The following is a 24,668-nucleotide window of genomic DNA, read 5'->3' on the forward strand; positions in this document are numbered from 1 at the left end:
ATGTCTGGGCTGCGAAGGCGCAGGCATTGGCGTCGGATGGGGCGGATCATGTGGGGGCGGGGGCGGTGGCTTCCGATGGATCGGATCATGTTGGCGCAGGTGCCGTTGCCTCTGATGGTTCCGATCACGTTGGCGCGGGCGCCGTTGCTTCTGACGGCGCGGATCACGTCGGCGCAGGTGCCGTTGCTTCTGACGGCGCAGATCACGTTGGCGCAGGCGCTGTCGCCTCTGACGGCGCGGACCACGTCGGCGCAGGTGCCGTTGCTTCTGACGGCGCGGATCATGTCGGCGCAGGTGCCGTTGCTTCTGATGGCGCGGATCATGTCGGTGCAGGTGCCGTTGCCTCTGACGGCGCGGATCACGTCGGTGCAGGTGCCGTTGCTTCTGATGGCGCGGACCACGTCGGCGCAGGTGCCGTTGCTTCTGATGGCGCGGATCACGTCGGCGCAGGTGCCGTTGCCTCTGACGGCGCGGATCATGTCGGTGCAGGCGCGCTCGCCGCCGATGGCGCAGACAAGGTCGGTGCCAGCCGACTCGCCTACTCCCGCGCAGGCGTCGGTTCGGACCAGGTGGCTTCCGCCCTCATGAGCGGCAGCTATTCCGACCAGTTCAACAGCCCTCAATAACCGCTATCGGCGCAACCAGCCTGCCGCTGGTTGCGCCGCACTAGCACATTTGTGCTAATCGACCACCCCGTTCCCTGGCGTTATATTCCCTCGCAACCCCCGACACTCCCCAACATTGCCGCTGCGCAGTGCGCGGGATCGTTGTGCCTGGAAAAACAACAACACCAAGGAAGAAACACCATGAAACTACACGCCAGCCTCGCCAGGATCACAGTCCTCGGTGCCCTGCTTCTCGGCGCCAGCGGTTGCCAGACCGCCAAACCCACTGAAGACAGCATGCGCGAACGCGCCCAGACCGTCATCGGCCAACCGGTCACCAGGATCGGCAACATCCGCAACGACAGCACGCTGACCTACTACACCGCCTACACCGCCGCCGGCGAATACAACTGCGAGTTGCCCAGTGGCGCGATCATCGCGGTGGCCAGCATGGGCATCATGACACCTCCGCTGTCCTGCCTGCCCAAAGGTGCGTCGCCGATTCCGTACCAGTAATCCGGCGCAGAAAAACCGTCTTAGTGCCTCCTCTCACCCGGTAAAGGATTCCGCTCGATCATGAAAACACTCATCGCCAGCCTCACCCTCGCGGCCTTAGCGCTCACCGGCTGCGCCACCCCCAAACAATGGGAAGCCACCGGCGGCAGCAAGACCGACGGCGTTGTCCAGGTTTCCTATGAACTGGGCCAGTTCGAAAGCGGGCAAACCTCCGCCGCTCAAGGGTTGGCCGCAGCTGAAGGCCGTTGCAAGGTCTGGGGCTACAAGAGCGCCGAAGTCTCAGGCTCGGAGAAAAACATCTGCCGCACCATGGGCCAGTACAACTGCCTGCAAACCACCATCACGCAGGACTATCTGTGTAAGCGCTGACAGCTTCGGTCTGCCGGTCGCGCAGCGCACGCAAGGTCGCGCGCAGCTCGGCCGGGCGTACCGGCTTGGACAGAATGGCGATCTGCCGATCATGCAGGGCCGCCTGGATTTTTTCGATGTCATGCCCGGTGATGATCATGGCCGGTACCGCATGACCCCGCTGACGACGAACCTCATCAATGCACTCGATGCCGGTGCTGTGGGAGCCGAGGTCATAGTCGGCAACGATGATGTCGCAGTCCGTGACCAGCCCCTGCCCGCTCAGCTCGGCCTGCACGACGCAGCCCCAACGCTCGAGCAACGCTGAAGTCGCCAGCAGAACGTTGCGATCATCCTCCACCAGACACACCTTCAACCCCGTCAGCAACCCGATTTGCCGAGGCTCCTCTCGATTGACCGGCATCTGCGGCGGCGCCAGCGGCAGCCCATGCAAGGTCACCGCCGTGCCATGCCCCAGCCGTGAGCGGATCGCGACATCGACACCGATCAACTGCCCCAGACGCCGGACAATCGACAGCCCCAGGCCCACGCCTTCAACGTCTTTGTCACGCAGCTGGCGAACCCGATAAAACTCTTCGAACACCTTGGGCAAATGCTCTTCGGCGATCCCGTTGCCGCGGTCATAGATCGAGATGGCCAGTCCCGCGCCGCGCTTGCGCACACCGATCAGCACCGGCCGGTGTGCACCGTATTTGAAGCAGTTGGAGAGCACATTCTGGACCATGGTCGCGAGCAACGCCGGATCGGTACGCACCCAATGTTCACAGCGCCGCAAGCGTAACTCCACACCCGCCCAACGTGCGGCTTCGGCGTTCTGGCGGATCAGATCCGCCAGCCACTCGCCCAGTTCAAGCGTCTGCAGGCGGGGCAGAATCCGCCCGTTATCGAGGGTATAGAGATCGAGAATCGAGCGAAACAGCTGCGACACGTTGAGCAGCGAACGGTCGATGCTGTCCACCAGCCGCCGCTCCTCTTCGCCCAGCCGCGACTCACGCAGACACGCGGTAAACAACCCAATGGAGTGGATCGGCTGACGCAGGTCATGACTGGCCTGGGCCAGGAAACGCGATTTTTCCAGATTGGCAGCCACCGCCTCTTCCGATGCCTTGCGCGTGCGCTCCAGCAGCAGGTGCGCATACACCGGAATCACCGTGCTGGTGATCATCAGCATCAACACCATGAACGGTTGCGCTTGCCAGTACGGCGTCAATCGATAGACCGCCAACAGCGCGAGCAATGCCAGCACCGTGGCGATCGCCAGGTAGCGCGAGCCGTAACGCATGCCGTTGCCGAGATTGACCCAGACCATGACGGCGTAGATGGGCAGCGCTGCCTCGCCGCCGACCACCAGCCCGAAACTGGTGCCGGTGTAATCGTGGAGCATGCCGAAAATACGCCGCGCCGGATAATGCCCCGGCCAGCGCACGATGGCCTGGCGCAGCACAACGGAGGCCAGCAAAAACAGGGCAATGTAGGTGACCACCGGCAGGTAAGTATCGAAGCGCTGGCCCGGCAGGAAACCGAGCACGGCCATGTAAACCAGCGCGATGCTGGCGATGATGATGCGCAGATTGGCCTGGTCGAGCTCGGTGTTCTTTTCGAACTTCATGGCGGAACGTCCTTGTGCGGCAGTCGTCATAACAGCACGAATCAACAGGCAAACCCTTCGCCCGGTGCTAAGGTGCATGCCGTGAGAAATGCTGACCCAGGGAGGGTTTTGCCATGGCGTGCCGAATCATCATAGCCGACGATCACCCGTTGTTTCGCGAAGCGCTGCTGCGCACTGTCCAGCGTTTGCTGCCCGACGCCCTGATCGAAGAAGCCGGCGACCTCGACACCGTGCTCGCCCTGCTGCCGGCCGGCGATGAGCCCGACACCTTGATCCTCGACCTGCGTTTTCCCGGACTGACCTGTGTCAGCCAGCTCGCGGAACTGCGTCGGCGCCTGCCGAGAACCACGCTGATCGTGGTGTCGATGGTCGATGACGAAGTGCTGATCGGCGAAGTCATGGCCGCCGGTATCGATGGTTTTATCGGCAAGAACATCGCCCCGGACGAGATCGGTCAGGCAATCCGGGCGATTCGTGAAGGTGAGGTTCTGGTGAAATTCGCCCCGTCCGGCCTGCTGCCGCTGGACACCGGCACCGCCCTCACCCCGCGTCAGCAAGAGGTATTAAGGCTGATCGCCCAGGGCAAAACCAACAAGGAAATCGCCCGTGAACTGGACATTTCGCCGTTCACGGTGCGGATTCATGTGTCGTCGTTGTTGCGGGTGCTCAACGTGCCGTCGCGGGCAGCGGCGGCAGTCAAGTATTCCGGAACGGGTTAGCGTCAGAAGCCTGGATCAAGGATCGACCTGGGCCATCAGTTCAGGCACCGATTCCTGGCGTTTCGCATAGCGCTGCGCCAGCACCGCACAAACCATCAATTGAATCTGATGGAACAGCATCAGCGGCAGAATCAGCACACCGATCGCACTCCCGGCAAACAACACCTGCGCCATCGGCACACCGGTGGCCAGGCTTTTCTTCGAGCCGCAGAACAGGATGGTGATGCGGTCTTCCTGACTGAAACCAAATGTCCTGCCCAGCAGCGTGGACGCCAACAGCACCAGCGCCAGCAGAATGCAACAGACCACTACCAGCCCCAGCAGGTCGATCACCGGAATCTGGTGCCAGATACCCTCGTTCACCGCCTCGCTGAACGCGCCGTAGACCACCAGCAGAATCGAGCCTTGATCGACGAATTTCAGCCAGTTCTTGTTGCGACCGACCCAGGCGCCGATCCAGCGACGAGCGATCTGACCGGCGATGAACGGCAGCAGCAGTTGCACACTGATTTTCACGATCGCGTCGAGGGTCGAGCCGCCGTCGCCGTGGACGTTGAGCAGCAGCGTCACCAGCAGCGGCGTGAGGAAAATCCCGAACAGACTGGACGCCGCCGCACTGCAGATCGCCGCCGGAATATTACCCCGCGCCAGCGAAGTGAAGGCAATCGCCGACTGCACCGTGGCCGGCAGCGCACACAGGTAAAGCATGCCCATGTACAGCTGATCACCGATCAGCGGTGACAACAGCGGCTTGAGCGCCAGACCCAGTAGCGGGAACAGGACAAAAGTCAGACCGAACACCAGCAAATGCAGGCGCCAGTGGCCGGCGCCGGCGATGATCGATTCCCGCGACAGCTTGGCGCCGTGCAGGAAAAACAGCAGCGCAATCGCAATGTTGGTCAGCCAGCCGAAACCGGTCGCGACCTGGCCGCTGGCGGGCAGGAAGCTGGCCAGCAGCACCACGCCGATCAGGGTCAGGGTGAAGTTGTCGGGCAAAAAGCGTGGGCGCGTCATGGTTTGTTCATCCGGGGGTTGCCAGTACGTGGAAGCGACTCTAACGTGACTGGAAATTACCGACTAACGCCGAAGAACCCACAGATGCCGCCAAAAGGACACGACAAGAGCGTCAGACGCAGCATTCCCGGGTTACCCAGCCTGCCGCGTCCGCTGTACGGGCGCACTGAATCACTGCCCAATCGCGCGCTGACCCGCCGTCACAGTCATCCGTGGGTGCAGTTGTCCTACGCGATCCAGGGCGTGCTCGAAGTGCAAACCGCCGTCGGTCGTTTCGTCGCACCACCGGAACGGGCGGTGTGGATTCCGGCGGGCGTGCCGCATCGAGTATTCAGTTCGCCGCACACGGAAATGCGCAGCCTTTACATTGATTGCAGTGTCGCCAACTGGGCGCCCGAGCGTTGTCATGTACTCGGCGTCAGTGATCTTTTGCGGGAGCTGATTCGGGCCTTCAGTCAGATACCTGTCGAGTATGACCAGAGCGGCCCGCACGGGCGTTTGGCCCAGGTGATCCTCGATCAACTGGCCGATGCCCCGCCCATCGATCTGATGCTGCCATTGCCGCAGGACAGTCGCTTGCGCCAGATCTATCAAAGTCTGGAGCAACATCCGGAACAGCAGACCACCCTGGCGCACTGGAGCGAAAAATTCGGCGTAACCGAGAAAACTCTGACTCGGCTGTTCCTGCGCGACACCGGTTTGACCTTCCGCACCTGGCGTCAGCGCCTGCGTCTGTTGAGGGCGCTGACGCCGCTGGAACGTGGCGAACGCGTCACCGACGTGGCTTTGGCCTGCGGTTACGACTCGACCTCAGCGTTTATCGCGGCGTTTCGCCAACAGTTCGGTGAAACGCCGGGTGAGTTTTTCCGATGAAATTAACCGATATTTATCGACTTTGTGCATGCCATTGGGCAAATTTCAGGGTAGAGTTTCGCCCATCAAGAATCTTTGACATCTTTCGACGATAACAATGATCAACCACCCTTTAGCGAACCTGTCGGCGGTAACAGCATGATCGAAGTCACTGAAGTTTCCATTGCCCAATTGCGCGCGGCGCTCGAATCCGGCCAGACCACAGCGGTTGAACTGGTGCAGGCCTACCTGGCGCGCATCGACGCCTTTGACGGCCCGGGTACCGCCACTGCCCTGAACGCAGTAATCGTGCGAAATCCTGACGCACTGAAAGAAGCGCAGGCCTCGGACGACCGTCGTGCCAAGGGGGAAACCCTCGGTCCGCTGGACGGCATCCCTTATACCGCCAAGGACAGTTATCTGGTCAAAGGCCTGACCGCCGCGTCCGGCAGCCCGGCCTTCGCCGATCTGGTGGCCCAGCGCGACGCGTTCACCATCGAACGCCTGCGTGCGGGCGGCGCGATCTGCCTGGGCAAGACCAACATGCCGCCGATGGCCAATGGCGGGATGCAGCGCGGGGTCTATGGCCGTGCCGAAAGCCCTTACAACGCCGACTACCTGACGGCTCCCTTCGCTTCCGGCTCGTCGAACGGTGCCGGTACCGCCACCGCTGCAAGCTTCTCGGCATTCGGTCTGGCGGAAGAAACCTGGTCGAGCGGTCGCGGCCCGGCATCCAACAATGGCCTGTGCGCCTACACGCCATCGCGCGGGGTGATTTCGGTACGCGGCAACTGGCCGCTGACGCCGACCATGGACGTGGTGGTGCCATACGCCCGCACCATGGCTGACCTGCTGGAAGTGCTCGATGTGGTGGTCGCCGAAGACACCGACACCCGAGGCGATCTGTGGCGCCTGCAACCCTGGGTGCCGATCCCGAGCGTCGCCTCGGTTCGCCCTGCTTCCTATCTCGAACTCGCGGTGAAAAGTGATGCACTGGCCGGCAAACGTCTGGGCGTACCGCGCATGTACATCAACGCCGACCCCGAGGCCGGCACCAGCGAAGCACCGGGCATCGGCGGCCCGACCGGGCAGCGCATCAACACCCGCGCCTCGGTAATCGATCTGTGGAAACAGGCCCGTCAGGCCCTTGAGGCCGCCGGTGCCGAAGTGATCGAAGTGGATTTTCCACTGGTCTCCAACTGCGAAGGCGATCGTCCGGGCGCACCGACCGTGTTCAATCGCGGCATCGTTTCGAAAGAGTTCATGCACCACGAACTGTGGGATCTGTCGGCCTGGGCGTTCGATGATTTCCTGCGCGCCAACGGTGATCCGAAACTCAATCGACTGGCGGACGTCGACGGCCCGAAAATCTTCCCGCACGACCCCGGCACACTGCCCAACCGCGAAGGCGACCTCGCCGCCGGCATGGACGAATACGTGCGCATGGCCGAGCGTGGCATCACGCCGTGGGATCAGATCCCGACCCTGCCGGACGGCCTGCGCGGCCTGGAAAAGACCCGCAAGCTCGACCTCGAAGACTGGATGGATCGCTTGGGCCTCGACGCCGTGCTGTTCCCGACCAACGCCGACGTTGCCCCGGCTGACGCCGACGTCAACCCGGCTTCGGCGGACATCGCCTGGAGCAACGGCATCTGGGTCGCCAACGGCAACCTCGCGATCCGCCACCTCGGCGTACCGACCGTCACGGTACCGATGGGCGTGATGGCAGACATCGGCATGCCGGTCGGCCTGACCTTCGCTGGTCGCGCCTATGATGATTCGACGTTGCTGCGCCTTGCTGCGGCGTTCGAGGCGACCGGTTCGAAACGACGGATACCGCCACGTACGCCAGCACTGGCGACAGGCAAGTAAATGCAAAACGGCGGGATCAATTGATCCCGCCGTTTTTTATCGCTCTGCCAGCTCTTCCAGCAAATCCGCCGAAGGCACGAAGAACAGACTGCCCGTGACGGCCGTGCTGAAGTCCAGCAAGCGGTCGTAATTGCCGGGCGGCTTGCCAACGAACATGTTCTCCAGCATCTGCTCCAGCGGCTCCGGGGAGCGCGCGTACCCGATGAAGTAAGTGCCGAATTCGCCTGCCCCTGGCCGGCCGAACGGCATGTTGTCGCGCAGGATCTTCACCTCTTCGCCATCCTTGGTGATGGTCGTCAACGCACTGTGGGAATTGCTCGGTTTGACTGAGTCGTCCAGTTCGATATCGGACAGTTTGGTACGCCCGATCACCCTCTCCTGCGCCTCAACCGACAATTCGTTCCAGGCCTTCATGTTGTGCAGATACTTCTGCACCAGCACGTAACTGCCGCCACTGAACGGCTGATCTTCATCGCCGACCAGAGTGAAATGCTCGGCTTTGCGGCCGACCGGATTTTCCGTGCCGTCGACGAAACCGATGATGCTGCGCATGTCGAAATAGCGGAAACCCTGCACCTCGTCGGTCACCGTCACGGCGCCGTCCAGCGCCGACATCAACTGCGTCGCCAGTTCGAAACACAGGTCCATCTGATCGGCTCGAACGTGCAACAGCAAGTCGCCAGGCGTGGAAACAGCCCGCCGCCCTTCTACACCGAACTCGCGAAAATCATGCAGGGACGCGGGGCGTGGACTGCCGAACAGTCGATCCCATGCGCTGGAAGAAAATCCGCACACGCAGGACAGATTTCCCGATGGAACGCGCTTGCCGACCGAGCGCGTCAGGCCCGCTATATCGGCGCACCAGCCACGGACTTTTTCAGCGGCCTCGGCCTCGGCGTTGAGAGTGGCCACGATGAATATGGCAGCGCTGGTGATCGGGCTGCAGACGGCTTGAGGATCTGGCGTGTCGATGATCGTGACTCCCGAAGTGGTGAACTGGCTCGACAGCGAGGTTAGCAAAGAAGCGTTGAACGAAGTATTACCCGCGCCTGCCCTGTCGTCCGACATTTCGTTTTTAACGAACAATACCCACGAAATAAACGATTTTTCTTTGCCGGAAGACTCCTACTAGGATGGCCGCGTCTACCCCGAAAAACATAACGACAGGGAGAACGGCATGCACCCCATCAACATCGGCGAACCCTGGATGTGGGTCGCCTTCATCGTTTTTGTCCTCGCTATGCTGGCCGTCGACCTGTTCGTCTTCGGTGGGCGCAAGGCGCATCGGGTCTCTGTGCGGGAAGCCTCATCCTGGGTGATCGCCTGGTGCATGCTGGCGATGGCCTTCGCCGGGTTGCTCTGTTGGTATCTGAACGGCGAATTCGGTCCCGACATCGCCAAGGTCAAGACCCTGGAATTCCTCACCGGCTATTTGATCGAACAGTCGCTGTCGATCGACAACATGTTCGTGTTCGTGATGATCTTCAGCTACTTCGCCGTGCCGCCGGAGTTGCAGCGCAGGGTGTTGCTGTACGGCGTACTGGGAGCGATCGTGATGCGCGCGGCGATGATTTTTGCCGGGGTGTGGCTGGTGTCGCAGTTTACGTGGCTGCTGTACGTGTTCGGTGTGTTCCTGATCATTACCGGGATCAAGATGTTGATGTTCGCCGATCAGCAGCCAGATCTTGAAAAAAATCCGATCGTGCGTTGGGCCCGTGGACATTTACGCATCACCAATAGCTTCCACGGCGAGCGCTTTTTCGTGTTGCAAAACGGCGTGCGCTGGGCCACGCCGATGTTTCTGGTGCTGGTGCTGATCGAGGCCAGTGACCTGATGTTCGCGGTCGACAGCATCCCGGCGATCTTCGCGGTGACCACCGATCCGTTCATCATTTTTACCTCGAATATCTTCGCGATCATGGGCTTGAGGGCGCTGTACTTTCTTTTGGCAGACATGGCCGACCGCTTTCATCTACTCAAATACGGGCTGGCGCTGGTGCTGGTGTTTATCGGTGGGAAGATGACGGTTATGCCGTGGTTTCACATGCCGGTGGAGTGGTCGCTGGCGATTGTCGGCGGGGTGATTCTGACATCGGTGTTGCTGAGTCTGATCCTGACGAAGGACAAGTCGCCCGAGGAAAGTCAGGCGAAATAATGGCCGAGGGAGCGAATTCGCTCCCTCGGCTTTTAACCTATTTATCGGATTTGATGCTGGTCCACACCCGGGTCCGCACCCGCTCCAGCTTCTGAGGCAACGGCTGCACCACGTACAGTTTCTTCAGCGCTTCGCTGGTCGGCGTCAGGTTGGGGTTGCCAGTGATTTCCTTGTTGATCAGCGGCAGCGAATCCTTGTTGGCGTTCGGGTAGCCAAGAAAATCACTGATCGAGGCGATGACCTTCGGATCGAGCAAGGTGTTGAGGAACTCGTGGGCTTCTTCAACGTTCTTCGCGCTCTTCGGAATGGCGAAGGTGTCGAACCAGATCGGTGCGCCCTCCTTCGGCAAGCGCCAGTCGACCACCACGCCGTTTTTCGCTTCTTTGGCGCGGTTGCCGAACTGGTAGAAGCTGCCGGAATAACCGATGGCCACGCAGATGTCGCCGTTGGCGATGTCGGTCATGTACTTGGCCGAGTTGAAGTAAGTGACGTAAGGGCGAACCTTGAGCATCAGGTCCTTGGCTTTCTCATAGTCGGCCGGGTTCTGGCTGTTCGGATCGAGGCCCAGATAATGCAAGGCCAGCGGCAGAATTTCCGATGGGGAATCGAGCATCGCCACGCCACAGGATTTCAGCTTCTCCATGTTCTCCGGTTTGAACACCAGATCCCAACTGTCCACCGGTGCATTCTCGCCGAGCGCTGCCTTGACCTTGGCCGGGTTAAAACCGATCAGCACCGTACCGACCATGTAGGGCACGCCGTACTGGTTACCGGGGTCGTTGGCGTCGAGCAACTTGAGCAACGCCGGATCCTGGTGACTCCAGTTCGGCAGCTTGGACTTGTCGAGTTTCTGGAACACGCCGGCCTTGATCTGGGTCTCGAGGAACTGGTTCGACGGCACCACCAGGTCGTAGCCGGAGTTGCCGGTCAGCAGCTTGGCTTCGAGGGATTCGTTGGTGTCGAAGGTGTCCCAGGTCACTTTGATGTTGCTTTTGGCGGCGAAGTCCTTGGGCACCGACGGCAGAATGTAATCCGCCCAGTTGTACACCCGCAGTTCGCGCTGTTCGGCCTGCACGGCGCCGGCCAGCAGCGTCAGCCCGCAAACAGTGGCGCCCAGAATGCGTTTCATCGTGACCATATTGTGTTTCCCCGAATGCAGCGTGAGTCGATGGTTTTTATGTTCTGTACACGGCAGCGGCTGTCAGATCAGCCAAGGGCAAGGAAGGTGCAGCATTTTGTTGTGGCTTCGATTCTTCCTGACAGCGTAGACGCAGCACAGTAGCCCATTGGCCAAAAGGGGATCGAAATGGCCAATTTGCGTGACCGCCGGGATGCGGAAACAACAATGCCCGACAAAGTGCCGGGCATTGTTTGAGAAGACTGCAGAAGATCAATCAGTAAAACCCAACCGCGCCGCCCTGCTCTGTTGCGTCTGGCCACGGGTCGCCAGGCAGTAATACAGCGGGCAGGTGACGATCAGGCCGACCAGCCACGACAGGTCCGCGCCTTCCACCAGATTGGCGTACGGCCCGACATACAACGATGTATTGGCGAACGGCAGCTGCACGATGATGCCGATGAAGTAGGCAATGATCGCGTGTAGGTTGAAGCGCCCATAAATGCCGCCGTCGGCGCGGAAGATCGAGGCGATGTCGTAACTGCCGCGCTTGATCAGGTAGAAGTCGATCAGATTGATCGACGCCCACGGTACCAACACCAGCAGCAACGCCAGAATCAGCCCGATGAACTCGGAAATGAAATCCGCCGATGCCCCCAGCGCCACCACACAGCAGCTCGCCAGCACCACGCTCGACAAGATCACCCGCACCTTGATGCTTGGCGTCCACTGGCTGGCGAAGGTCTGAATCGAGGTGATGATCGACAGCACCGCGCCATACAGATTCAGCGCGTTGTGGCTGATGATGTTGAGCAGGAACAGCACCATCAGAATCGGCCCCAGCCAACCGGTGGACTGCTTGACCGCCGCCATCGCTTCGGTGCCTTCCGGCGTCGCCAAAACCGCCACTGCGCCGAAGGTGAACGACAGAATCGTGCCCAGGGTGGCGCCCAGATAAGTCGCGATAAAGGGTTTGCCGATCCCGATGTCCGCCGGCAGGTAACGGGAATAGTCGGAGACATAGGGCGAGAAACTGATCTGCCAGATGATCCCCAGCGACACCGTCGCCAGCCAACCGGACAGATTGAAGCTGCCTCGGGTGAAGAAGTCCGCCGGTAACTCATGGGCAAAGATGTAGATGAAACCGGCCAGCAGCGCACTGCCCATCACCCAGGTGCCGATGCGGTTGAGCGTGTGGATGAAGTTGTAGCCGATCACGCCGATGGCGGTGGCACTGAGGGCGCCGATCAGGATGCTCAGCGGCGCCGGTACCGACGGCGCAATGCCGACGATGGACTTGCCGGCCAGCACAATGTTGGAAATAAAGAAGCCGATATAGATGATCGCCGCGAAGAACACGATCAACAGCGCACCGTAACGCCCGAACTGGCCCCGACTCTGGACCATCTGCGGAATGCCCATGCGCGGGCCTTGCGCCGACGCCAGGGCGATCACCACGCCGCCGATCATGTGCCCCAGCGCAATCGCCAGCAGCCCCCAGAACAGGTCGAGATGAAACACCTGAACCACCATGGCGCCGGTGACAATGGGCAGTGGCGCAATGTTGGTGCTGAACCAAAGGGTGAAAAGGTCGCGGGCCTTCCCGTGGCGTTCCGCGAGTGGGACGTAGTCGACCGTGTGATTCTCGATCAACGGATCTTGCCGGGACATCTGGGACATAAAAATGAACTCGATTGGGTCTGTTCTTATCGTTGTATGAAGCCAAACCGGGGGTGCTTCTTGGCCGCCCCTCAGATGCAGACCATATTATGGTATTCCAAACTTTTCACAAGACTGATCCGCTTTTTGCGACGGCATCTGATCCGGCATCCTCCCTGATAGCCAGCGTTCACGGCTAGAGCAAAGCCCTGTAAATGCTGACTTTCCGACGGATGAACCACGTTTATCGTTTCACCAAAAAAGCGCTTGCAATCGATGTATTACGGTATACCATCAGACCCACAAACGAATAAAAACACGCTTCACCGCACTCGAGGATTGACCAATGATCGATGCTGCCGTCTACAAACAAGTCATGGGCTCGTTCCCGTCCGGCGTTACCGTCATCACCACGCTGGATGACGACGGCCAGATCGTCGGCCTGACCGCCAGCGCCTTCAGTTCGCTGTCGATGGACCCCGCCCTGGTGCTGTTCTGCCCCAATTACAGTTCCGATTCCTATCCCGTCCTGATCAAGAACAAACGCTTTGCCATTCACGTGTTGTCCGGCGGTCAACAAGGCGAAGCCTATGCGTTCGCCCGCAAAGGCAAGGACAAGGCGCAGGGCATCGAGTGGACGCTGAGCGAACTGGGCAATCCGATCCTGGCCAACGCGACAGCTATCATCGAATGTGAGCTGTGGCGCGAATACGAAGGCGGCGACCACGCGATCATGGTCGGCGCGGTGAAAAATCTCATCGTCCCTCAGCAGGACGCCGGCCCGCTGGTGTATTGCCACGGCAAGATGGGCGCCCTGCCTGCCTTCGCCTGATCCGCACGATTGCACTTAAACAGGCCGGCAAGCGACCGGCCGACCACAAGAGATTCGAGGTAGCGTCATGAAATTTTCCCTGTTCGTACACATGGAGCGCTGGGACGAAAGCGTCAGCCACCGTCAACTGTTCGAAGACCTGACCGAACTGACGTTGATGGCCGAAGCCGGCGGTTTCAGCACCGTGTGGATCGGCGAACACCACGCGATGGAATACACCATCTCGCCGAGCCCGATGCCGCTGTTGGCCTACCTCGCGGCCAAGACCACTACCATTCACCTGGGCGCTGGCACCATCATCGCGCCGTTCTGGCACCCGCTGCGGGTCGCCGGTGAATGCGCGTTGCTCGATGTGATCAGCAACGGCCGAATGGAAGTCGGCCTGGCGCGTGGCGCCTATCAGGTGGAATTCGACCGCATGGCCGGCGGCATGCCCGCCTCCAGCGGTGGCCAGGCGCTGCGGGAAATGGTCCCGGTGGTCCGCGCGCTGTGGCAAGGCGATTACGCCCACAACGGCGAGATCTGGAAATTCCCTACTTCCACCAGCGTGCCGAAACCGGTCCAGAAGCCCAACCCGCCAATGTGGATCGCCGCCCGCGACCCGGACTCGCACAACTTCGCCGTGGCCAACGGCTGCAACGTAATGGTCACGCCATTGATGAAGGGCGATGAAGAAGTCCTCGACCTGAAAAACAAGTTCCAGACTGCGCTGGACAACAACCCCGACGTGCCGCGCCCGCAACTGATGGTGCTGCGTCATACCCACGTGCACTCGGCGGATGACCCGGAAGGCTGGAAGGTTGGCGCGAAAGCCATCTCACGTTTCTATCGCACGTTCGATGCGTGGTTCGGCAACAAGGAAGTACCGGTGAACGGCTTCCTCGCACCGAGCCCGGAAGAGAAGTTTGCCGGACGGCCGGAGTTTGAGCTGGAGAGCCTGCACAAGACGGCGATGATCGGCACGCCGGAAGAGATCATTCCGCGAATCAAGTACTACCAGGAACTGGGGGTGGATGAGTTCAGCTTCTGGTGTGATAACAGCTTGCCGCATGCGGAGAAGAAGAAGTCGCTGGAGCTGTTTATCAAGCAAGTGGTGCCGGCGTTTCGGTGATACGCCGCAGGGGGTATCCACAATAAAAAACGCCCCGACAGGTTCGGGGCGTTTTTTTAGGGGGAGGCATTCTTCCAGGGCTCAGTCTTTTTGCTTTTCGTGTCTGATTTTGCGCCTGGCAAGGAATGCTTGTAAGAACAAGGACACGACAGCGAAAGATGAGTAAATTCCGGCCCCTATCAATGTTCTGATGACCCCCTTCAGGCTAAACGCCCACTCACCATGTTTAAAGTAATAAGCAACTGTGGCTATCGCCACGACACAGGCGCCTACCAAAACAAAGAGCATATAGGTTCGGATCAATAAACCGACAATCTGGCGGATACTGATTTTGTCAGTCTTCACTTTTTGCCACCCAGATCTTGAATATAATCTCCGATAGCCTCAGAACCATAAGACACCGCCGAATTGCCCACGGTCGTCGCCGCCGTGTCGCCGAGGTAAGGCTTGAGTGTATTGCTGATAACAGGCCCCCCCTTGAACCCGATGGTCGTCCCGGCAAACGAGCCGATCATCGGCAGGATTGGATCTTCACCCTTGATCAAACTGCCGGCATAGGCGCCGCTAAGCCCCACACTCTGGGTAGCGACAAAGCCCTTGCCTTGAGTCAAGGCACCGACCAGCGTCGCAATGAATGCATCGGAATAGCTGAATTTCTCTCCTTTGGTCAGTTGATAGCTGACATTCGCCCCGCCCGATATGGCTGCCCCCGCCGCCATGGCGACGAGACCTGCAGTCAGCTCGGTTCCGACCAGCGGACCGGCCGTAAAGATCAGGTAGCCCTGGATCATCCCTTTTGCAGTCGGCCCCTCAAAGCCGACGCCTTCTCGCTCGTCCTTCAGTACTTTGGCGATTTGCTCATTCGAGTAACCCTGTCCGACGGCCCACTCGGCAAGGGACATTGCTGCAGCTCCCGATGGTATCAGGAACATGTCATTGTTTTCGGCCGCGTTTTTCCCGGCCTGCGCAGCTGCGACAGCAGATGCGGTATCACCCCCAATGATGCCACCGGAAATGCCGCTGGCCAGGGTGGCCAACGCCGATACGCTCTGCTTCTGACTTTCGGTCAACGACCTCACATCCGTCGTGCCATACAACGCCTGCATGATCAGATCGGTACTCACCGCCGAGACGGCCGCACCGGTGGCACCTGCCGCGGCATTGCTGCCTTGAACGGCCGCAGTCAATGCGCCGAGAACGGCGTGGGCCATGACCCTGGCCTCTTCATTGCCCGCAGTCATCTTCTTGATGGTTTCAGCCAGGTAGGGAGCGGAAGCCCCCACCAGCGCCTGCGCAATGTTGCCACCTGCCAGACCCTGGATCGCTGCGGTCACCGCCTGTGCAGCCTGCTGGAAACTGCCACCGGTGCCATAGCTGGACATAGTGTTCTTGTAGGCGTTGGTCGCTTGAAGCACGGCAATGTAAGCCTGGCGATCTTCATAGGAAGCATCCGGACTGGCGCCCGGCATCTTGCGTTGCTCCGGTGTCAGCTCTGCCTCGGCAGCCTTGCTGGCTGCAATCATGCCCTGGGTTCGAACGATGTCCATCGTCTGGCTGCCGATCTCACCGATCAGTTGCGCCTGACGAAGTCGTTGCTGTTCTTTCTCCTTGTTGAAGATCGGACTCAGCGCGTTGTTGGCATTCTCCACATCGCGACTGAGCGTCGACACGTCCTGCTGCTGATTGTTCTTGTCACGGATGAGCAGCGTTGCACCGGAAATCGCCGAGTTCGTGGTGCTGCTGGCGTGACCGCTGTTGTTGCTGCCGACAAGCAGCATGCTGCCCATGTTCCCGAGAAGCTGGGCACCCGCACCACCGCTGCTGCTGGCACTGACGCTTTGGTGCTGACTGGAGAAGTCAGCCTTGTTGTCGATGTCCGCCCAGCCTAGCGTTCCGGTACTCAGGATGTTTTTGTCAGCGGTCGCGGTGCTGGCGATGACACTGCCGTTGAGCTGAGTATGTCCGCCGACCTCCAGCTGGAAACCGCCCTTGCCGGCATAAATCCCTGTCTGTTCCTGCACACTGTCAAAGTTGGATTTGATCTTGTCCTTGCTGACGCTGAGCGATCCACTGCCCGTCATCGAACCGAAGGTAAAGCTGGCGCCCCCACTGACATTGGTCTGTTTGGAGTCGTAGCGGTCAGTGTCCTGCAGGCTGGTCAGCGTCAGGTTGCGGCCGACATTCGCCACCACCTGCTGGGCATTGGCCTGAGCGCCGATCAGATTGGTGTCGCGCCCACTGCCGATCTTCAGTTTGTTGCCCGCATCCAGCGTGGTTTCGGTCCATGTCGTGCCGTTGCCGGATTCCTTGCCTACGCCTTTGTTGCCATTGGCAAAGATACTCAGCCCGGCACCGCTGGAGCCAACCCCAAGACTGATACCGACAGCGCCGCCGCTACTGGAATTCGATCCTTCAACCTTCTGCGTGTTGGCCGCAGCCAGAAGATTAACGTCACGATTGGCAACCACCACCATGTCGTTGGTGGCTTGCAGTTTGCTGCCCTGGATGTTGATGTCACCGTCAGCGAAACCGGCCTTGCCACTGCCCGTCGCAACGATGTACAGGTTTTTGCCGGCGGTCAGCGTACTGCCCTGACTGACACTTTGTTCCTGGACTTGAGTCGAGGTGGATTTCTGCGTGCCCAGAGACAAACTGATGCCTGCGAAACTGCCAGCCTCGGCGCCCGAGCTCAATGCCTGCGCAGCCTGGTAAGCCTGATAGCCTGAAAGCCCTGCCTTGACGCCCTGAAGTGCTGCCAGACGCGTGTCATCTTCATGCCTGGCTGCCTGCGCAGTCTGATAGGCAGTATTCACGGCCTCTCCGACAACACCCGACAACGCCAGCGTCAGACCGCTTTTTTTACTTTCCTGAGTCTGTCGAGTGGTGCTTTCGTTCTGCGCAGCAAGAATATTGACGTTTTGAGCGGCCAGGCTGATATCGCCACCGGCAATAGCGTCCGACGCTTTAATGGTGAGGTTTTTCCCCGCGGTGATGTTCACGTTACCCAGCACACTGCCCACCGTACTGCCCTTCTGGGTCTCGGTATGAGTGGACTGAGTGGAGGCGAGCCTGGAGGAGCCCAGGGTCACGCCAATCCCCCCGGAACTCATCAACCCCGACTTTTTGGTCGACTGACTATGCTCGGCACTGAAGGTCTCGACACCGCTTTCGATACGAATGTCATTGCGGGCCTGCAGATCCGTCTGCCGCGTCGACACCACATTACTGGCGGAGACCAGCAGATCATGTCCCGCCTGCACCAGCACAGTCTCACCGCCCAGGGTCGACCCGGATAGCCAGGTGCTGCTCGAAGAATCACTGCTCGCCTTGCTGGTGCTCGACAACCCCAGACCACTGGACTTGGAGGATGCCGAGGCATTGAACGCGCTGTTTTGCGCGGCCGTGACGTTCACGTCATTGCCTGCCATCAAGTGGAGGCCGCCCTTGTCGCTATTGACTTTCGAGCCCTCGATATTGATGTCGTTCGCTGCCACCAGCATGGTCTTGCCCTGAGCCTGAATGACCGACCCGACCGCCTCTTCGCTGCCACTCTCGGTCATGGTCGAGCTCTTCTTGCCGAACGAACCTTTCTTGGTTTTGGTGTAATAGGAGTAATCGGTATCGGCGGCGCTCTCGAGGTTCAAATTGTCCCCGGCGAAGACAAAGGCTTCACCCTGCGTCGTTGCCTGGCTTGCGATGAGCGTCAGGTCGTTGCCGGCTCTCAGGGCCAAATCCCCACCCGCCTTGATGGTGCTCGACTGCTGACGTACATGATCCTCCTCCGCACGGAACTTCTTGTTCCAGCCGCTGGCATGAGATTCGTCAGCCGCCGAGCTGATCGTCAGGTCGCCTTTGGCATTGATATCGACATTGCCTTTGGCCTCGACATTACTGGCCACAACGCTGACGTCACGCTGGGCCGTAACCTTGAGCGTGCCGCCGACGTTGACGTCCGAGCCATGCTGCTTGACCGTCGAATACTGATAGTTGGTATTGCTGCGGTCTGTCGTCTGTTCGGTCGAGTCGATGTGTACATCACGCCCGGCCGTCAGCGTGGTATCGCCGCCACTCTTGAGCACACTGCCGGTGTTGTTGATGTCCCGACCGGCGCCGATAACCAGTGCGTTCGCCGCTTCGATGCGCGAGGCGTTGTCGACGAAGTCGGTTTCTTCGCTGAGACGGCCATCACTGCTGCGGTGGGTGGTCACGGTGCGTTCGTTGATCACGTCGCCGCGTTCGGCGGTGAGCGTGACATCTCGACCGGAAATGATCCCCCCGGCCTTGTTCGTCAGGTTGTCGGTCGCCGTCAGCTTCAAGAGGTTGCCGGCTTCGACCAGACCGCTGCTCACCAGATCCTTTTTAGCCGTGGCATCGAGGTTTTGGCTGGCGCGCAACGTGCCGGAGTTTTCAAGGTTTTCACCGGCAATCAGCGTGACGTCCTTGCCCTGGATCAACGAGCCCGTGGCCGCAAGGCGATTATTGGCGTTGGCCAGGTACAGCACCGGCACCAGGACTTTTTCGCCGTTCACCTCACGCTCTTCGAGCCAGACGATGTCGTGCGTCAGTGCCGCGACCTGCTGCGCACTGAGACTGACGCCCACACTCAGGTTCAAGCTGTTCTTGCTGGCGATGGCGTTGTCCATCAGGTACTTGAAGACCCCTTCGTCGGAGGTCTGACCGTCGATGAAGCGCTGCCCCGTCCGGGCGACGACAGCCTGCTGGACCAGTTTCTGTTCGAACAGGCCATCACCCAGGCGCTTGGCGCTCTGATCGGCGTCGTAGCCCAGGCCCTGGAGCAGGTAATCCGAACTCATGAACTGCTTGAGGTCAGTGAGCACCGGGTTGGTTTCGATCAAGTATTTGTGCGGCTGGGACTTGCCGGCGTTGCTTGGCAGACCCTGTACGCGGTTGACGGTCACCGGTGTGGTCGACACGCCGCCGGTGACTTTGCCTCCGGTGAGCGTCCAGCTTTGCGGGCCGGTAGTGGCCGGCGCGCTGCCACCCTCCTGGCTCAGACGGAAAAGTCCGTTCTGACCTGTCGGCAGGCTGAAGCCCGGCAAGTCGATCGGGCTGACCTGTTGCTGGGCCAGGTCCGGGGGCAGTTGCGGATTGATCTTGACCACGGTGGAGTAGCCGTTGCCAACGCCGGTATCGGTATTGGTCTTGCCCGCCGCGACGTAGCTGTAATAAGGCCGAACCACGCTGTTGTCGATGGTCTGAGCCGCATCCAGCCGGATGTTGCCGCCGGCCTGTATCACCGCGTCGTAGGAGCTGCCCGAACCCGTGACGGTGGAAACGCTTTCGGTCAGCTTGCCACCGCCCAGAAGGCTGATGAAATGGCTCAAATCCGCTTCGACGGTGGCCGAAGGCGTGCCGCCGTTCTTGTCGTTGAAGGCTTTGGCGGCGGGCTCGGCGGCGAAGATCTGGTCAACGTAGTTCCAGTAAGTTCGCTTGGTGATGATCTCCTGCTCTTGCAGGCCTTTGTTGGTGATGGTGCCGGCAGTCACATTGATATTGCCGGTGGCCGCGATGGTGCTGCTGGTGTTATTCAGCGCCTGGGCGTTGATCGACATATTGCCGCCGCTGGTCAGGCTCGCGGCAGCACTGCTGTTGTCGACTTTCAGTCGATCGGTTTCGGCGATTTCCCAGTGCCCGTTGCGTCGGCCGCCACTGCGAAAATCACACCCGGCAATCGGGATCAGGTTGCAGTCGATTTGCGTGATGACTACCGAGCTCTTTTCATGTGCCGTGTACTCGAGAATGTCCCTTACGTTGTTCACGGTCAGGGCATTGATGGTCAGGTCCTGCGCGCTGTAGATCTCACCAGAACGGTTGTCCAACAAGTCTGCCTTGCCGCTGTCGCGATCCCGGCCGATGTGCACATTGCTCAGACCGTACACGTTGCCGTAGGCATTGGTGAAACTGGACAACAGCAGACGCATGTCACCGCCACTGGTGATCAGGCCTCTGTCGTTCAGGAGTGCGCCAGTGGTCAGGGTCAGGTCTTTGCCGGCGCCGAGGGTGCCGTAGTTGTTGACGGTGGCGGCAGTGAGGGTCAGATCGCCGCTGGATGTCAGCCGCCCCTGATTGCTCAACAGGCCGTTAATATTGACCGTGGTGTTGCCGCCACCGCCAATGCTGGTCCCGGTACCGAGGGTCAGTTGACTGCTCTTGAGCGTCAGGTCGCCAAGGCTGCTGGTGCGACCGTTGCCGGAATAGTTGCCCCACAAGGTCAGATCCAGCGATCCGTCACTGGCGATCAACCCGTCGTTGTTCCAGTAACCTCCGCTACCTGTCAGCTTGCTGGCCGCCAGCAATTGACCACTTGCGGTCTGGTTGAGGTTGTTGATGTTGACGGTCAGGCGGTCGGCCTGGATCACGCTGGCGTTGGTCCAGCTATCCGCCGCCAGCGTCAGGGCTCCACGCGTGACGAAGCTGCCGCCGGCGCTACCGAGTTGAGCGGTGGCAATGTCGAAAATCCCGCTCCCGACGTGCAGCACGTTACCGCCCGCGTTCAACAATCCACCCGCCCCAAGGCTGAAGTCACTGTTGGCGCTTTCAACGGCGCCGTTGCGGTTATCGAACAGTCCGCCGACGGTGAACGCGGCTTTGCCGGTGTTGCCCAGTGCGCGCAACTGACCGGTCTGGTTATCGACGCTGGCGGCGCCGACGCTCAGGGTGCTGGCGCTTTCGATGATGCCTTTGCGGTTGTTCAGGGCGCCGCGCAGGCTGAGATCGATTTGTTGGCCGGCGATCTGGCCACCCGTGTCGCCACTATTATCGAAATCCCTGCCGGTGACGCTGACGCGCTGCCTGGCGACCAGCACGCCGTTGCGGTTGATGAAATTGCCGGTGTTGCCCAGATCAAGGGTCGTGTCACCGCTTTGCGCAGCGATCCGTCCGCTCTCGTTGTCGAGACCGGCCAGGGCCTTGAGTGTGACATGCTGAGCCTGGATCACCCCTCCCTGCCCATTGCGCAACAAGCCGCCGATCTGTGCAGTGAAAGCGCTTTTGAGGCTGGAAAGCACACCGCCGCGGCTGTCGAGGCTGGCGGCATTGACGTCGAGGTTGCCGGACTTGGCAACGAGTCGACCCTTCTGGTTATCGATCGCACCACCGACCTTGACGGTAAGTGCGCCTTCGCTTTGCAGCGATCCCCCGGCGTTGTCGAGGCTGGCGGCGTTCAGTTGCAGATCGGCCGCATCACTGTAGATCAGGCCGCCACTGTTTTGCACAGCACCACTGGCAGTGAGCGTGAGGTTATCGTTTGCAGCTACGGTTCCGCCATTACGGTTGTCGAGACCGCCGGTCGACAGACTGAGCAGTTTCTGGCTCACCAGTTTGCCGCCCTGGTTATTGATCTGCGCGGCACGGGTGATCGCCAGCGGGCCGGCTGCAACCACCTGACCTCTGGTATTGATCAGCGTGCCAAGCAGGTCGAGATTGACAGCCGCATCACTGGCCAGAACGCCTTCGGTATTATCCAGGTCAGTGCCGATGAAACGGATGTCCTGCTTGGCGTTGATGGTCGCCTTGGTGTTGTCGAGGCGTTTGGCTGTAATGCCCAGATCGGCACCACTGTCGATCAGACCACCCTGTGCGTTGTTCAAAGTGCCGGTGAGGGTCAGGGTTTGCGCGCTCTCACTGGAGAGAACGCCGCTGTCCGAGTTGTCTAGACTGCCTGCATTGACTTTCAAGGTGCCTTTACTGACCAGCGCGCCGGTGTTGCTGTTACGGATATCGCCTGTGAGATCCACCAGCAGGTCGCCGTCACGGCTGGACAGGGTGCCGTGGTTACGGTTGTCCAGGCTGCCGCCGAGCAGGCTCAGGCCCTGCCAGCCAGAAATCAGGCCATTGAGATTGCGTGTACTCTCTGCGTTCAAATCCAGCCGCTGACGGCTGAAAAATTTGCCGTCGCTGTTGTCCATGTTACGTGCGGTAAGCGTGTAGCTGAGGTCGCTGGAAAGCTCGCCACCCTGGTTGTTCAGATCCCGCAGGTGGCTGATGCTCAACTGTCCCTTGGTGGTAATCAGTCCCTTGCTGTTGTCGAGATCGCCCATCGCACCGCTGAAATCAATGGCGATGGCACTGCCCAGCAGCGAACCGCCATTCTGGTTGTTCACGCTCGCGGCAGTGATGTCGAGATTGCGGGAGGCGTTGATCAGGCCCCTGTCCTGATTGTCGAGCCGGCCGTCAGCCCGCAGATTCAGATCCGCGCGGCTGGTGAATGTGCCGCCGTTATTGTTCAGGCTGCCGGTTTGAGCATCGATGCCGGCAGCAGCGATGAGCCCCTTGATATTGGTCAACGCCTGTTGCACATGCAGTGTCAGGGCTTGATTGCCGAGCAGTTTCCCGTTGCTGTTGTCCAGGCTTGCAGCCGCCAGTGTGAAGGCCTGGGCGCTGGAAATTTCGCCGTTACGGTTATCAACCTGTCGCAGGTTTTTCAGTACCAGCAGCGGTGCGTTGATCAGGCCGTTCTGGTTATTCAAGTCGCCGTTGTTCAGATCCAGCGTCAGTGACGTATCGCTGGTGAGTTGACCGCCGTCATGTTGATCAAGGCTGGCGGCATTCATCGCCAAAGCCTTGTTGCTGGCGATCCGACCCTTGTTGCTGTTATCGACGTGTCCGGCCTTGAGCGAGAGGCTGTCGAGCGACGTCAGTCTGCCGTTCTGGTTGTTGATCGCGCCTGTGGCAGTGATGCTCAGCGCCCTGCCGGCATTTACCAGACCTGCCACGTTGTCCAGGCTCCCCATGCGCAGCGTCGCATCCTGCAGGCTCGACAGTTCGCCGCCACGGTTATTGAACTGGCCGATGGTTGCGTCGAGTGATCCGGTGCTGTTGATCAGGCCGCCGCCATTGAGCGCCTGGCCGACGTTGAGGCTGAGGGCGCCGGTGCTCAGTACCCGACCCTTGTTCTGGTTGTCCAGTGTCGAAGCCGACACCCGAGTGTTCTGCGAGCTCAAAGTGCCGCCCTGGTTGTTCAGGGTTTGCCCCACGTTGACGGTGAGATTGCGGCTGGCGAGTACACTTTTGTTGACGTTGCCGAGGCTGCCGGCGCTGAGGTTGACATCACCTCCGTTGTTGCGGGTGTTATCCGCATTGACCCCGGCTTCGACGATGCCGTTGTTGGTCAGTAGCCCGCCGGCGCTGAGGTTGATGCTGTCGCGGGCCGCGATGGTCTGCTGATTGGTCAGACTGCCCTGGGTTTGCACATTGGCGCTGGTACCGGCGTAGACCGGGCCTTGCGCATCTAAGCTGGACGCCTTGATGTTGACGGCATTGGCCGCAGAAACCTGCGCCAGGGTCAGTTGCCCGTTGGCATCGATCTGGATATCACCGCCACTGGCCGCCAGGTTGCCCGCCAGCTTCACCCCGACACCGGCCTCGGTACCCACCAGTTTGATCGCCCCGGCGTACATCCCGCCGAGCGCGGACGAGTCGATCGCCAGTTGCGGCCTGGAACTGCCATCGTCGGCTCGCGCCGTAGCATCGAGGGTTTGCGCGTTGACGTCGTTGCGACCGGCCACGATGGTCAGGTTCTGTGCCTGGATTTCAGCGTTGATTTTTGCGCTGCGGGTGATGATCTCGAAGCGGTCGACGTTACTGGCATTGAGCCCCGCACCTTCGATGGCGACGCTGCCCTGATCGACCTGAAAGCGGTCCAGCCGCCCCATACCATCGATCACCGGCTTGCCGGTGGTCAGGGTCACCCGCGGTGAGTTGATGAACCCGCAACCGTTACAGGTGATGCCGTAAGGGTTGGCGACGATCACCCGCGCCGACTGCCCCGCGACTTCGGTGTAGCCGCGCAACTGACTGGGATTGCCACTGATTACCTCGTTGAGAATCGCCTGGGCCGCCACCCGATTGGTCAGGTTGGGGTTGCCGACGATGATCCCGCCCAGTTGTGTCTGCCCGGTCTGCGCCGCCACGTTGTTGAGGATGACGCCCTGCGCACCGACGTTGTAGTCATTGAATTGGTTGTGCGACAGGCCTGCAGCGTTGGGTGTGGCAATGTTGACGATAGGCACGCCGTTGCCCGCCTGACCCAGGCTTGTGCCGGGATTGGCCACCACGATGCCGTCCGCCTGCGCCCACATCGGTTGCCAGAACATGACGTTGGCCAGCAGGAACGCCAGTCCGCGCTTGGGCATGCCCCAGAAGTGCTCGTGTTTTTCTACATCTGCAGATGACTGTCGAGCAATAAAGGCGTACTGACGAACGTCCATGTCGGTGGT

Annotated in this window: 15 protein-coding genes; 9 read left to right on the plus strand and 6 right to left on the minus strand. The window is 60.2% G+C overall.

Going from position 1 to position 24,668, the window contains the following annotated elements; all coding sequences use genetic code 11:
* The first annotated feature begins 75 nt into the window (after positions 1 to 75).
* From I5961_RS16030 to yecR, 3 genes are all read left to right on the plus strand, one after another.
* Positions 76 to 588 (plus strand): hypothetical protein, encoded by a 513-nt coding sequence (locus tag I5961_RS16030; RefSeq protein ID WP_227232818.1) that lies wholly within the window; start codon positions 76 to 78, stop codon positions 586 to 588.
* Positions 589 to 806: 218 nt separating this feature from the next.
* On the plus strand, positions 807 to 1,121 hold the full coding sequence (locus I5961_RS16035) for a hypothetical protein (protein ID WP_085698300.1): 315 nt from the start codon (positions 807 to 809) through the stop codon (positions 1,119 to 1,121).
* Positions 1,122 to 1,181: 60 nt separating this feature from the next.
* Positions 1,182 to 1,490: a YecR family lipoprotein gene (gene yecR, locus I5961_RS16040; protein WP_085698299.1), complete on the plus strand. Its 309-nt coding sequence runs from the start codon at positions 1,182 to 1,184 to the stop codon at positions 1,488 to 1,490.
* On the opposite strand, the gene I5961_RS16045 is transcribed toward yecR, so the two are convergent.
* On the minus strand, positions 1,462 to 3,099 hold the full coding sequence (locus I5961_RS16045) for a hybrid sensor histidine kinase/response regulator (RefSeq protein ID WP_227232819.1): 1,638 nt from the start codon (positions 3,097 to 3,099) through the stop codon (positions 1,462 to 1,464). The two genes, yecR and I5961_RS16045, sit on opposite strands and share 29 nt — an antisense overlap.
* A 113-nt stretch (positions 3,100 to 3,212) precedes the next feature.
* On the opposite strand from I5961_RS16045, the gene I5961_RS16050 reads away from it, so the two are divergent.
* Positions 3,213 to 3,818 carry a LuxR C-terminal-related transcriptional regulator gene (locus tag I5961_RS16050; RefSeq protein ID WP_085698297.1) on the plus strand — a complete coding sequence of 202 codons (606 nt, stop codon included), beginning with the start codon at positions 3,213 to 3,215 and terminating at the stop codon, positions 3,816 to 3,818.
* A 15-nt stretch (positions 3,819 to 3,833) separates the two neighbouring features.
* Here the strand turns inward: I5961_RS16050 and I5961_RS16055 are convergent, their stop codons facing one another.
* Positions 3,834 to 4,832, minus strand: a complete 999-nt coding sequence (locus I5961_RS16055) for a bile acid:sodium symporter family protein (protein WP_227232820.1) — start codon at positions 4,830 to 4,832, stop codon at positions 3,834 to 3,836.
* Between the two features lie 84 nt (positions 4,833 to 4,916).
* On the opposite strand from I5961_RS16055, the gene I5961_RS16060 reads away from it, so the two are divergent.
* Together I5961_RS16060 and I5961_RS16065 are read left to right on the plus strand one after the other, a co-directional pair.
* Positions 4,917 to 5,705 (plus strand): AraC family transcriptional regulator, encoded by a 789-nt coding sequence (locus tag I5961_RS16060; RefSeq protein WP_085698295.1) that lies wholly within the window; start codon positions 4,917 to 4,919, stop codon positions 5,703 to 5,705.
* A 138-nt stretch (positions 5,706 to 5,843) separates the two neighbouring features.
* Positions 5,844 to 7,556, plus strand: coding sequence for an amidase (locus tag I5961_RS16065; protein WP_085703590.1), 1,713 nt, complete (start codon positions 5,844 to 5,846; stop codon positions 7,554 to 7,556).
* A 36-nt stretch (positions 7,557 to 7,592) separates the two neighbouring features.
* On the opposite strand, the gene I5961_RS16070 is transcribed toward I5961_RS16065, so the two are convergent.
* Positions 7,593 to 8,624 carry a Dyp-type peroxidase gene (locus I5961_RS16070; RefSeq protein WP_371918976.1) on the minus strand — a complete coding sequence of 344 codons (1,032 nt, stop codon included), beginning with the start codon at positions 8,622 to 8,624 and terminating at the stop codon, positions 7,593 to 7,595.
* Positions 8,625 to 8,733: 109 nt separating this feature from the next.
* Here I5961_RS16070 and I5961_RS16075 point away from each other — a divergent pair, with 109 nt between their 5' ends.
* Positions 8,734 to 9,711, plus strand: a complete 978-nt coding sequence (locus I5961_RS16075) for a TerC family protein (protein ID WP_227232821.1) — start codon at positions 8,734 to 8,736, stop codon at positions 9,709 to 9,711.
* Positions 9,712 to 9,748: 37 nt separating this feature from the next.
* On the opposite strand, the gene I5961_RS16080 is transcribed toward I5961_RS16075, so the two are convergent.
* Together I5961_RS16080 and I5961_RS16085 are read right to left on the minus strand one after the other, a co-directional pair.
* On the minus strand, positions 9,749 to 10,849 hold the full coding sequence (locus tag I5961_RS16080) for a polyamine ABC transporter substrate-binding protein (protein WP_085703592.1): 1,101 nt from the start codon (positions 10,847 to 10,849) through the stop codon (positions 9,749 to 9,751).
* 252 nt (positions 10,850 to 11,101) lie between these two features.
* Positions 11,102 to 12,508, minus strand: coding sequence for a purine-cytosine permease family protein (locus tag I5961_RS16085; protein ID WP_085703593.1), 1,407 nt, complete (start codon positions 12,506 to 12,508; stop codon positions 11,102 to 11,104).
* Between the two features lie 325 nt (positions 12,509 to 12,833).
* Between I5961_RS16085 and I5961_RS16090 the strand changes: the two genes are divergently transcribed.
* The gene (locus I5961_RS16090) at positions 12,834 to 13,319 is read left to right on the plus strand and encodes a flavin reductase family protein (protein ID WP_085703594.1); all 486 of its coding nucleotides are present in this window, start codon (positions 12,834 to 12,836) and stop codon (positions 13,317 to 13,319) included.
* 67 nt (positions 13,320 to 13,386) lie between these two features.
* Complete coding sequence (locus I5961_RS16095) at positions 13,387 to 14,430, plus strand: LLM class flavin-dependent oxidoreductase (RefSeq protein ID WP_227232822.1); 1,044 nt, start codon at positions 13,387 to 13,389, stop codon at positions 14,428 to 14,430.
* Between the two features lie 341 nt (positions 14,431 to 14,771).
* Here the strand turns inward: I5961_RS16095 and I5961_RS16100 are convergent, their stop codons facing one another.
* Positions 14,772 to 24,659: a hemagglutinin repeat-containing protein gene (locus I5961_RS16100; RefSeq protein ID WP_227232823.1), complete on the minus strand. Its 9,888-nt coding sequence runs from the start codon at positions 24,657 to 24,659 to the stop codon at positions 14,772 to 14,774.
* Positions 24,660 to 24,668 lie beyond the last annotated feature (9 nt).

Source organism: Pseudomonas sp. IAC-BECa141, from assembly GCF_020544405.1.
In the GTDB taxonomy this organism is placed as follows: domain Bacteria; phylum Pseudomonadota; class Gammaproteobacteria; order Pseudomonadales; family Pseudomonadaceae; genus Aquipseudomonas.

What these genes read in the sequence shown, in the direction of transcription:
- I5961_RS16030 (WP_227232818.1), top strand. Translation starts at nt 76, where the DNA reads ATGGATCGGATCATGTTGGCGCAGGTGCCGTTGCCTCTGATGGTTCCG.
- I5961_RS16035 (WP_085698300.1), top strand. Translation starts at nt 807, where the DNA reads ATGAAACTACACGCCAGCCTCGCCAGGATCACAGTCCTCGGTGCCCTG.
- yecR (WP_085698299.1), top strand. Translation starts at nt 1,182, where the DNA reads ATGAAAACACTCATCGCCAGCCTCACCCTCGCGGCCTTAGCGCTCACC.
- I5961_RS16045 (WP_227232819.1), bottom strand. Translation starts at nt 3,099, where the DNA reads ATGAAGTTCGAAAAGAACACCGAGCTCGACCAGGCCAATCTGCGCATC.
- I5961_RS16050 (WP_085698297.1), top strand. Translation starts at nt 3,213, where the DNA reads ATGGCGTGCCGAATCATCATAGCCGACGATCACCCGTTGTTTCGCGAA.
- I5961_RS16055 (WP_227232820.1), bottom strand. Translation starts at nt 4,832, where the DNA reads ATGACGCGCCCACGCTTTTTGCCCGACAACTTCACCCTGACCCTGATC.
- I5961_RS16060 (WP_085698295.1), top strand. Translation starts at nt 4,917, where the DNA reads ATGCCGCCAAAAGGACACGACAAGAGCGTCAGACGCAGCATTCCCGGG.
- I5961_RS16065 (WP_085703590.1), top strand. Translation starts at nt 5,844, where the DNA reads ATGATCGAAGTCACTGAAGTTTCCATTGCCCAATTGCGCGCGGCGCTC.
- I5961_RS16070 (WP_371918976.1), bottom strand. Translation starts at nt 8,624, where the DNA reads ATGTCGGACGACAGGGCAGGCGCGGGTAATACTTCGTTCAACGCTTCT.
- I5961_RS16075 (WP_227232821.1), top strand. Translation starts at nt 8,734, where the DNA reads ATGCACCCCATCAACATCGGCGAACCCTGGATGTGGGTCGCCTTCATC.
- I5961_RS16080 (WP_085703592.1), bottom strand. Translation starts at nt 10,849, where the DNA reads ATGGTCACGATGAAACGCATTCTGGGCGCCACTGTTTGCGGGCTGACG.
- I5961_RS16085 (WP_085703593.1), bottom strand. Translation starts at nt 12,508, where the DNA reads ATGTCCCAGATGTCCCGGCAAGATCCGTTGATCGAGAATCACACGGTC.
- I5961_RS16090 (WP_085703594.1), top strand. Translation starts at nt 12,834, where the DNA reads ATGATCGATGCTGCCGTCTACAAACAAGTCATGGGCTCGTTCCCGTCC.
- I5961_RS16095 (WP_227232822.1), top strand. Translation starts at nt 13,387, where the DNA reads ATGAAATTTTCCCTGTTCGTACACATGGAGCGCTGGGACGAAAGCGTC.
- I5961_RS16100 (WP_227232823.1), bottom strand. Translation starts at nt 24,659, where the DNA reads ATGGACGTTCGTCAGTACGCCTTTATTGCTCGACAGTCATCTGCAGAT.